We start from the raw sequence: 10,035 nt of genomic DNA on the forward strand, positions 1-10,035 counted from the left end.
ATCGACGCAGGTGCCGCAAATGGTGCTCGACTGCGGAAACGCGGGCCCCGGCGAGGTGGGCTATCAGGTGCGGATGGAGAGCCATGTTTCGGCCAAGACCCAGATCCGCTATGTGACCGAAGGCATCCTGCTGCGCCAGTTCCTGTCCGATCCCCAGCTGCGCGGCGTTTCGGCCATCGTGTTCGACGAGTTCCACGAGCGCCACATCTATGGCGACATCACGCTGGCGCGTGCGCTGCGGTTGCAGCAGTCGCGGCCGGACCTGAAGATCATCGTGATGTCGGCGACGCTCGATGCGGGGCCGCTGCGCGAATATCTGGCCCCCTGCCTGGAGCTGAAGAGCGAAGGCCGCATGTTCCCGGTCGAGGTGGCCTATGCCAAGAAGCGGATCGACTTCCGGCAACAGCCGGTTTGGGAAGCGGCCGCCGATGCGTTCGAAGCCGCCATCGAATCCGGCGCGGAGGGCGATGTGCTGGTGTTCATGCCGGGCGGCTACGAGATTTCGCGGACGGTCGAGGCGATCCGCCGCCGCAAGTGCGCGCGCGGCTTCGCGGTGTTGCCGCTGCACGGCGAGCTGCCGCCGCAACAACAGGATGCCGCCGTCGGCCAATGCGACCAACGCAAAGTCGTGGTCGCAACCAACGTCGCGGAGACCTCGATCACGATCGACGGCATCCGCATCGTGATCGACTCCGGGCTGGCACGCATCGCGCGGTACGACCCGAACCGGGGCATCGACACCTTGCTGGTCGAACGGATCAGCCGGGCCTCGGCCGACCAGCGCACGGGGCGCGCCGGGCGTACCGCGCCGGGCACCTGCCACCGCCTCTGGACGGAGCGCGAACACCTCGCCCGGCCGATGCAGGAGCTGCCGGAAATCCTGCGGCACGATTTGGCCGAGGTGGTGCTGACGCTCAAGGCGGGCGGCATCGGGGACGTTGAGCATTTCCCGTGGTTCGAGCCGCCGGACCCGACGTCGTTGGCGCGGACGCTGACGCTGCTGACGGATCTGGGCGCGATCGACCACGCGGGGGCGCTGACCGAGGTGGGGGGCAAAATGGTTTCGTTCCCGATGCATCCGCGCTATGCGCGCATGCTGCTGGCCGGCGAAGCCTACGGTTGCGTGCGGGAGGCCTGCCTGATTGCGGCGCTCACGCAGGGACGGTCGATCCTCCAGCGAAGCAAGGGGGCGCCCACGCGCGGCAGCCGCGAAGACGCGCTCGGCGAGGACGGCGTCTCCGACTTCAAGCGGCTGATGGCCGCATGGCAGTTCGCCGACCGCAACAACTACCGTCCCGACGCCTGCGATAAGCTCGGCGTCCACGGCGGCGCCGCGCGGCAGGTGAAGCCGCTCTACGAACGCTTCATGAAAATCGCCGCGCGCGAGGGGCTGACGGTGAACGACCGCGCGCCGCGCGACGAAGACCTGCAGAAGTGCATCCTGCTGGCCTTTTCCGACCAGGTCGCCAAGCGGCGCGACCAAGGCTCGCTCCATTGCGAGATCGTTCACGGGCGCTCCGGCGACCTCGGCCGCGATTCGGTCGTGCGCGACAGCGAGCTGATTGTTGCGGCGGAGATTGCCGAGATTGAAGGCCGTGGCCTGAATGTGAGGCTGAACCTTTGCACCGCCATTGCCGAGGCGTGGCTCGATGAATTGTTTCCGGACGACCTCGAAGAAAAGATCGAAACCATTTTCGACCCGGTGCTCAAACGCGTCGTGGCCAAGCATTGGAAATCGTTCCGCGGCCTCGAACTGCAGGCCAGCATGAAGCAGGAGGTCGATCCCGACCAGGCGGCGGTGATCATTGCCGAGGAGGTGCTGGCCGGGCGGTTGGAGCTCTACAAGTGGGACGAGGCCGTCGAAAAGTGGATCGCGCGCGTCAACTGCCTGGCCGAGGGGTGTCCGGACTACGGCATTCCGGCGATCGACGAGGAGGCGCGACGGGCGATGATCCAGGAAATCTGCCTGGGCGCGGTCTGCAAGCGCGACCTGAAGGACCGCGCGGTTTGGAAGACGGTGAAGTCGTGGCTCTCGCCCATGCAGCTCGGCCTGGTCGACAAGCAGGCGCCGGAGCGGATCACGTTGCCGAGCGGGTTCAATGCGAAGGTGCGCTACGAAGCCGGGCAGCCGCCCGTGCTTTCGGCCACGATCCAAAAGCTCTATGGGCTCAACGAAACGCCGAAGATCGGCTTCGGGCTGATTCCGGTGGTGGTGGAGGCGCTCGCCCCGAACCAGCGCCCGCAGCAGAAGACGCAGGACATGAAATCGTTCTGGCAAAACTCCTACCCGCTCATCAAAAAGGAGTTGAAGGGGCGCTATCCCAAACACGAATGGCGATAGTTGGCTGTACATTGCAGGGTCGGGGAACGTATATTGTTTATAACTTGAAAAGGAGCCTCCCCATGAAACCCACCCGTCGAAGTGTCATGGCCGCCGGAGCCGCGGTCTCCGCATTCACCATTGTTCCGTCCAGCGTCTTGGCGCAGGCGGCAAAGAAAAAACGGGCCACCTTTCCCGAGAAGGAGCAGTTGCCTCCCAGCGAACGGGTCAACCTCGGTTTCATCGGCGCAGGGGGGCGGGCGGTCGGCAGCCTCAAGGAATGCATGCACCACAACATCCACACCTTGTGCGACGTGGATGCCATGCGCGCGGCCGAAGCCTTCAGCCATTTTACCGCGGCGAAGCGGTACGACGATTGGCGGGTGATGCTCGAGAAGGAGGCGAAGCATCTCGATGGGGTCGTGGTGACGACGCCGGATCATTCGCATGCGGTTGCCACCATGGCGGCGATGCAGCTGGGCTTGGCGGTCTATACCGAGAAGCCGCTCACCCGCACGATTTCCGAAGCGCGGCTGCTGGCCGACTATGCCCGCAAAAACCGGATCGTCACCCAAATGGGGAACCAGGGGCACGCCCTCGACCAGTCGCGCATGGCGGTCGAGTGGATCCAATCCGGTGCGCTTGGGGAGGTGAAGGAAGTCCATTGCTGGACCAACCGCCCAATCTGGCCGCAGGGGATCGTGCGTCCGCCGGCCGAGCCGGTTCCTGCGACCATGAACTGGGACGTTTGGCTCGGGCCGGCACCGGAAAAACCCTACAGCAGCAAGATTGCCCCGTTCAACTGGCGCGGGTTCTGGGACTATGGCGCGGGTGCGCTGGGCGACATGGCCGCGCACATCATGGATCATCCGGTTTGGGCGCTCGAGCTGGGCCCGCCGGAGCAGGTGGAGGTGGCGTACGAGCGCCGCGATCCCGCCAGTGCCGGCGACACCTTTCCCGTTTCGACGGTGGTCACCTACCGGTTCGGCGCCCGCGGCGACAAACCGCCGGTTACGCTCAAGTGGTTCGATGGCAAGAATTCCGTTCCGTGGCCGGAGGGGCTGGAAGAGGGCCGGACGCTCGCGAAGGACGGCGGCATCATCTACTACGGAAGCAAGCACGACATGTTGCAGAGCTGCTACGGAAAATCCCCCCGCATCTTCCCGGAAACGGAAATGCAACGGATGGCCCCCGAGTTGAAACGGATTCCCGCATCCCTTCCCCGCGCGAAGGGGCTTCACCATGAAGAGTGGATCCAGGCGATCAAGGCCAACGATCCCTCCATGGCCAAGTCCGGTTTCGACTATTCCGGCCCGTTGACCGAAACCATGCTGCTCGGTTGCGTGGCGATCCGGGTCGGGGCCGGCACCCGGCTGGCCTGGGATTCGAAAAACATGAAGACCGACAACGACGAGGCCAACCGCTACGTCGAGCACGAATACCGCAAGGGGTGGAGCCTGTAGCGTTTGGGCGGGCCGCTTGCAACAATGCGCTATTTCGGGGTTTCCATGCCCGGATCGCATCGCTACTTTAACCCAAACATTGAAAGGAAATCCTATGGCAAAAAAAACCGTTGTTGTTGAATCGAAGCTGAATGAGAAATTTGTGATCGAAAGCGATATCCGCGGGCACAAGGTGTTGATCGACCAGCCGGCGAATGCGGGCGGAACCGATACGGGCCCGACCCCGCTGGAGATGGTCTTCGCATCGCTGGCCGGATGTATCGGCAGCATCGGCCGCATCGTGGCGATGCAAAAACGCATCGCGTTGCGCGGCATGACGATCAAGGTGGAAGGCGAATTGGATACGGACGGCCTGCTGGGCAAGCCGATCGATGGCCGCGTCGGGTTCGAAGGGATCACGATTTCCGTGGACGTCGACGCCGATATGACCGATGCGGAGAAGGAAGCCTTCCTCCACGAGGTGGACGGCCGTTGCCCTGTATCGGAAAACCTGATGAACGCCACCCCGGTGAGCATTAAACTGGCCTAGCCGCAGCGCCGGGCCACTGCGCAAGCCGCCCTGTGCCGGGGCGGCTTTTTGTTTTTGCCGACCGCGGGAATGTGTGACAAAATCCGTCGCTTTTACGGAGAGAGAGACCATGACGATCAAGGATTGCCTGAACCGCGCCGCGAACGAGAGCCCGGATGCGGTGGCGTTGAGATTCAAGCAAACCGGGGAGTGGAAAACCACGAACTACAGGCAGTTGCGCGAGAAGGCCTGGCATGTTGCCGAAATGCTTTCATCGCTTGGGGTGGTCGAGGGCGACCGCGTGGCGATCTACCGCGAAAATTCGCCGGAGTGGTTCGAGATCTATCACGGCATCGTGGGGATCGGCGCCATCGCCGTGCCGGTCGATGCCAAGTTGCGGGAGCTGGAGGTTGCGCATATTTTCCACGACTGCGGCGTGTCGGTGGTGTTCGCCTCCTGCCGTTTTGCGGAAACGCTGGCCGGCATGAAGGAGCGGGTGCGCAGCCTGAGGGCGGTCGTCATGCTCGATTGCGATGACCGGCTCCGCGAACTTTGCGAAAAGGTCGAGCACCATGACTACTGCGCGTTGTGGGACGAGGTTGCGGAAAAGGCCATGGGGGAGGGGCGCGTGTTCGACCGCCTGTCGCCGCAAGCCTCGTCGCCGGCATCGTTCATCTACACCTCGGGAACGACCGGGCGGCAGAAGGGCGCGGTGCTGACGCACCACAACTTCATGTCGAACGTCGACAGCATTCACAAGTCGATCTATTTCACCAAGGACGACAACCTGGTCCTGATTCTTCCGCTGCACCACTCGTTCGCCTTCACCACCACGGTGCTGCTCCCCGTGTACAGCCATTGCCAGGTCACGATCGTCGAGAACCTAAAAACCATCAAGGCCAACATGGCCGAGACCGCGCCGACGGTCATGCTGGCCGTTCCGCTGTTGCTCGAAAAAATGCTCGCGCGCGTGATGGATGGCATCAACTCGAAAAAGGTCGCGAAGATGATGTATGACTATGGACTGGCCAAGGTGGTGGGCAAGAAGGTCAAGGACGGATTGGGCGGGGCGTTGCGGCTGGTGGTTTCCGGCGGCGCGCCGATCAGCCCGACCACGCTGCAGGCGTGGAGCCGGCTGGGCTTTACGATTGTCGAGGGCTACGGGATCACCGAAACCGCCCCCGTTTTGGCCGTCAACCCGCCGGAGCGCCCGCGGGTCGGCACCGTCGGCCTGCCCTTGGCGGGGGTCGACATCGAGATTCGCGACCCCAATGCCGAGGGTATCGGCGAGATCGTGGCGCGCGGCGAAAACGTGATGCAGGGCTATTGGAACAATCCCGAGGAGACCGCCAAGGTGCTGATCGATGGCTGGTACCATACGGGCGACCTCGGCTATTTCGACGAAAAGGGCTATCTGGTCATCAGCGGGCGCAAGAAGAGCCTGATCGTCAACCGCGAGGGCAAGAACATCTATCCGGAAGAGGTCGAGCGGCAGGTGCTCAAGAGCAACTACGTGCTCGAATGCCTGGCGCTGGGCTTCCGCGAACCGGACCAAGAAACGGGCGAGCGCGTGGGGCTGATCGTGGTGCCCAACCTCGAGGTGTTCGATGCCATGGAAGAGGAGGAGGGCGAACGGTTGACCGATGCCCGGATCGAGGAGCTCGTGCGCAGCGATGTCCGCGGGCTGCTTTCCGAGCTTTCCGACTACAAGCGGCCGCGCAAGATCGAGGTCCGATTCGAGGAATTCGAAAAAACGACCACGCAGAAGATCAAGCGCTACCTCTACGCGATCGATACGGCCGGCCGGTAAGGTTCGGGATTTTGGGGAGAATACCATAACAGGAGCGGGTGCATGAAAACGGGAACACGGATTGGACTGGCCATTGGCCTGCTGACGGGAGCGGCCCATGGCGCGGGATTTCAGCTTTATACGGAGGGATCGACCGAGGCCTTGGGCCAGGCGGGGGCCATCAGCGGGCGCGACGACTTGACCTCCCTCGCCTGGTACAATCCCGCCGCGCTGGCGGGGGCGGACAAAACGGCGATCATGGGCGGCATCGCAATGGCCCAGATCAATACCGACTTTACCACGCCGATTCCCGATAGCGACGAGTCGATGTCCGACGAGTGGCGGATGATTCCGCATCTCTACGCCGTCCTGCCGGTGACCCGGGAGTGGACGCTCATGCTGTCGGTCAACGCCCCCTATGGACTGGTCACCGAATGGTCCGACGATTGGGTCGGGCGGCAAATCGCCACCTTGTCGGATCTGAAGGCGGTCTATGTGACTCCGTCGGTGGCCTATCGGGTAACCGATGCGCTTTCGCTTTCGCTTGGGGCCAGCGCCGTGATGGCCGAGGCCGAGCTCGGATCCGTGACCACCAACGGTCTTCCGAGCGGGATGGAGGCCTCGCAAACGGTGACGGGCGACGACCTCGGCTACGGGTTTTCGGCGTCGGCCCATCTCGATGTTGCGGAAGGCTGGGCCGTCGGCGCGCGTTACCAATCGCGGGTCTCCCTGGAGCTTGCGGGCATCGTGGAATTCGGCGCCCCCATCAACGGGCGGCTCGACGCCGGGGCCGATCTGACGCTGCCCTCGACCGTCAACCTTGGAGTGGCCAACACGTCGATCAATAACCTTTCGCTGGGCGTTGATCTCGTTTGGACCGAATGGAGCACCTACGACCAGATCGCGATCGAAACCTCGGCGGGGGATACCGTTGCGGCCAAGGACTGGAAGGATGTCTGGAGCTTCCGCGTCGGAGGCGAGTATGCCTTGGGCGAAAACTGGAAATTGCGCGCGGGCTACGTCTGGGACCAGTCGCCCGTCCCCGAAACCACCCGCACGCCCGAGCTCCCCGGAACCGATCGCCAGATGCTCATGGCCGGTGCCGGCTGGGTCTGGAACGGCATCGGCATCGATGTCGCCTATGCCTACCTCTGGGCCGATAAAGGCGATATGGGAACCATCTATCCGCTTCCCGGCGAATTCGAAACCACCACCCATCTCGTCTCCGTTTCCGGACGATACGCTTTTTAAGGCCGGCCCCGTCGGCACCCCTCCATCGGAAGCCAAGAACGCCTGCACGCTAAGTGCAGGCGTTCTTTTTTGTCTGTGTGCATGAAAAAAGACAGCGAGTGAAAACATATTCAGAAAAGTATGTATTAATATTGTATTGCAAGTCTGGCGTGGATCGTGCGTATAATATTCGAATCATGATACGGGGTTCCCGTATAAGGATTGCATGGGGATGCATTAAGGGGTGAGGCAGGGGGGTCCTGTTCCGCCAGATAGTATTCAGCCGTAAGCGATAGGGTTGCGGTTAAACTGAAGGAAAGGAATGCGTATGAAAATCGAATGGTGGAAGTTGGCAAGACGCGGGGCCATGGCGGCAATTATGGCCTGTTGTGTGGTGGGTTTGACCGGGTGCTTGCCAGAGGAGGGGGAGGACGATAGTGACAGTTCGTCGGGCGGCTCATCTGGCGGCTCATCTGGCGGCTCATCTGCGGGGCCGTTTCAAATGACGGTTTATGTCAAGGATCCTGATACGGAAAAACCCATTTCCGGGGCTTATGTGGTCTTTTACACGGGAAATAATTACACGAGTGATAATTATGAGGGAGGCGCAACCGTCTCCTCCAGTTCGGGGGGGGTAACCATTACGATTCCGTATGAAAATATTAATCCAAATGCTAATCCCTATATTTATGCAAGGGCAAGTGCATCTGGTAGGCAAACCGAAACTACGGGCAACTATGGAGTTCAAGTTGGGAGCCATCGATCGTTAACTGTGTATCTTTATTCTAAATGACAAGAACTGCAAGCAGGCGAGAGGTGATTGGGTTGTCTGTTTCGCGAAGACGCGCGTAGATGAAAGATGTCTCGGATGCGAACTCTTAGTCGCGTTGAATTAACCCTTACTCGTCTCTCTACTAAACGTTGTTTCGGATGTGATGAAAGGTATATTTATGAAATTTGATTGGTGGAGGTTAATCTGGAGAGGGGGTGTTACTGCGGTTGCTATGTGGTGCATTGCGGGGCTGTGCGGTTGCGGTGGAGGCGACAGTGGTGAAGAACAACCTTCCGGCCCTTGGAACCTCGCGGGAACATGGGAGATCACTATTTATAGGAACGGTGAGCCGCTTGAGGCCGAAACTGTTGAATTCCCGGCGGAAGCCGATGGAATCAAGTCGGGAAGTTTCTCGATTGGCATGCAGGTGTTGGATGACTGGGAGATAGTGCAAGTAAGTATTTCTGGTTCGGAGTTCCGCCTATTTTATTCATATCCCAATGAGTTCACTGGCGGAATTATGACAATGACATTGGAGGGAACCATCAAAAGCGATCGTTACATTGATGGTGAGACGCATAATGGAAGTCCCGGGAGTGAAATTGAGATGACGAATCCGTTCACGATGCGTAAAATAAATTAAATTATTGAAATCCACACAGTAAGCGGCTCCTTCGGGGGCCGCTTTTTGTTTAGCCCCCGGTTGTCTCTCGGTCCGTTCGGCGCCGGCTTTTTTGCCTGCCCTGCAAGGACGGGATCGATCCGCCATGCCCAAATCCGGGCTTTTTCATCGAAAACCACTTTAAGCGCTCATCAGGGACTCGCCTTAATCCGGTCTTAAGGTTCGGCCTGCTACATTGCGCCCCGATATTGGAAACGGAATGGCCGCCCCGACGGCGGCTTTTAACCAAAAAGGAATACCTATGAAAATCGAGTGGTGGAAATTGGCAAGGCGTGGGGCCATGGCAGCAATCATGGCCTGTTGCGTGGTGGGTTTGACGGGATGCGATACCGATGACGATGACGACGATGACGACGATGATATCGAAGTGGTGGGCACCTGGTACATCACGATCGGCGGCACGACGCAGTCGATCGTTTTGAACACGGATACGAGTATTTCATTGCCGGGCGATGACGACTTCCTCTCAGGCTCCTATTCGTTTGTGGAAGATGAGGATGACGATGAATATACCATCACCATCTTTTGGGCCAGCGGAGCGGACGAGGATGATGACGATGATCTCGATTCCACCTGGTCCACGACGTGCACGGGTACGGTGACCGACGGCTATATGTACGGAACCTGGTCCCAAGTCGAGGACGACGGCAGCACGGCTAGCGGTAGCTGGGAGGCGTATGAGGCATAGGGAAACCCCCTTGCTTTAAATCTGAAAAAGCGCCCTTTTCGAAGGGCGCTTTTTTGTTTCGGCGGTTCGCCTTGCGGAGGGGATTCGCGCCTTCCGGTCGCAAAGTTGGCGGGTTGCGGGGTTGACGCCGTCGATTGAAGAGCCGTAGTTTATGGGCGATGAGAAAAACCGTCCAGATACTGTTGCTTGCTGTCCTTCTGTTGCCATTGGTCGGCGACGCCCGCGAGGAGACGCTGGAAGAGCGCAAAACGCGCATCACGCGCAAATACCTGCGCAAACGCATGAACGTCGACCAAAGCCAGCTCTATGTCCCGAGCGACCTGCCGGAAGAGGATGAGCGCGTGCTGGCATCGGAAAAATACAAGGATCTCGAAAAGGACGCCTTGACGAAGTCGCAGGAAACCGCGCGCCCGGTGCCGTTGCCGGTGCGGCGACTGCCGGTGCGCGAGCAGCAGGATTCCAATTGGCTGCTGGACGGGGCGAGCGAGGACGAGATGGTCGACCTGTTCGCCGATCCGTTCGCGACCGCCAGACCCGATGATAATGCTTCGAACGATCGCTCCTCCTGGAGCGGGCAACGGGA

Annotated in this window: 9 protein-coding genes; all 9 read left to right on the plus strand. The window is 60.5% G+C overall.

Features of this window, described 5'->3' with window-relative positions; translation table 11 throughout:
- Positions 1-2,341, plus strand: a 2,341-nt coding sequence (hrpB, locus tag ABYO54_RS08910) for an ATP-dependent helicase HrpB (protein ID WP_372807901.1), incomplete at its 5' end; no start/stop codon positions are given.
- A 62-nt stretch (positions 2,342-2,403) separates the two neighbouring features.
- Complete coding sequence (locus tag ABYO54_RS08915) at positions 2,404-3,783, plus strand: Gfo/Idh/MocA family oxidoreductase (RefSeq protein WP_372807902.1); 1,380 nt, start codon at positions 2,404-2,406, stop codon at positions 3,781-3,783.
- A gap of 94 nt (positions 3,784-3,877) precedes the next feature.
- Positions 3,878-4,312, plus strand: coding sequence for an OsmC family protein (locus ABYO54_RS08920; protein WP_372807903.1), 435 nt, complete (start codon positions 3,878-3,880; stop codon positions 4,310-4,312).
- A gap of 109 nt (positions 4,313-4,421) precedes the next feature.
- Positions 4,422-6,101, plus strand: coding sequence for a long-chain fatty acid--CoA ligase (locus ABYO54_RS08925; protein WP_372807904.1), 1,680 nt, complete (start codon positions 4,422-4,424; stop codon positions 6,099-6,101).
- A 42-nt stretch (positions 6,102-6,143) separates the two neighbouring features.
- Positions 6,144-7,331, plus strand: a complete 1,188-nt coding sequence (locus ABYO54_RS08930) for an OmpP1/FadL family transporter (RefSeq protein WP_372807905.1) — start codon at positions 6,144-6,146, stop codon at positions 7,329-7,331.
- Positions 7,332-7,638: 307 nt separating this feature from the next.
- The gene (locus ABYO54_RS08935; protein WP_372807906.1) at positions 7,639-8,103 is read left to right on the plus strand and encodes a hypothetical protein; all 465 of its coding nucleotides are present in this window, start codon (positions 7,639-7,641) and stop codon (positions 8,101-8,103) included.
- Between the two features lie 157 nt (positions 8,104-8,260).
- Complete coding sequence (locus ABYO54_RS08940; protein WP_372807907.1) at positions 8,261-8,725, plus strand: hypothetical protein; 465 nt, start codon at positions 8,261-8,263, stop codon at positions 8,723-8,725.
- 319 nt (positions 8,726-9,044) lie between these two features.
- Positions 9,045-9,452 carry a hypothetical protein gene (locus tag ABYO54_RS08945; RefSeq protein ID WP_372807908.1) on the plus strand — a complete coding sequence of 136 codons (408 nt, stop codon included), beginning with the start codon at positions 9,045-9,047 and terminating at the stop codon, positions 9,450-9,452.
- Positions 9,453-9,610: 158 nt separating this feature from the next.
- Positions 9,611-10,035: hypothetical protein (locus tag ABYO54_RS08950; RefSeq protein WP_372807909.1), on the plus strand; the 425-nt coding region annotated here is incomplete at its 3' end.

Source organism: Pontiella sp. (assembly GCF_041622395.1).
Lineage (GTDB): Bacteria > Verrucomicrobiota > Kiritimatiellia > Kiritimatiellales > Pontiellaceae > Pontiella.

Bases quoted from the DNA above. Each gene is read 5' to 3' on its own strand.
- ABYO54_RS08915 (WP_372807902.1), top strand. From the start codon at position 2,404: ATGAAACCCACCCGTCGAAGTGTCATGGCCGCCGGAGCCGCGGTCTCC.
- ABYO54_RS08920 (WP_372807903.1), top strand. From the start codon at position 3,878: ATGGCAAAAAAAACCGTTGTTGTTGAATCGAAGCTGAATGAGAAATTT.
- ABYO54_RS08925 (WP_372807904.1), top strand. From the start codon at position 4,422: ATGACGATCAAGGATTGCCTGAACCGCGCCGCGAACGAGAGCCCGGAT.
- ABYO54_RS08930 (WP_372807905.1), top strand. From the start codon at position 6,144: ATGAAAACGGGAACACGGATTGGACTGGCCATTGGCCTGCTGACGGGA.
- ABYO54_RS08935 (WP_372807906.1), top strand. From the start codon at position 7,639: ATGAAAATCGAATGGTGGAAGTTGGCAAGACGCGGGGCCATGGCGGCA.
- ABYO54_RS08940 (WP_372807907.1), top strand. From the start codon at position 8,261: ATGAAATTTGATTGGTGGAGGTTAATCTGGAGAGGGGGTGTTACTGCG.
- ABYO54_RS08945 (WP_372807908.1), top strand. From the start codon at position 9,045: ATGGCAGCAATCATGGCCTGTTGCGTGGTGGGTTTGACGGGATGCGAT.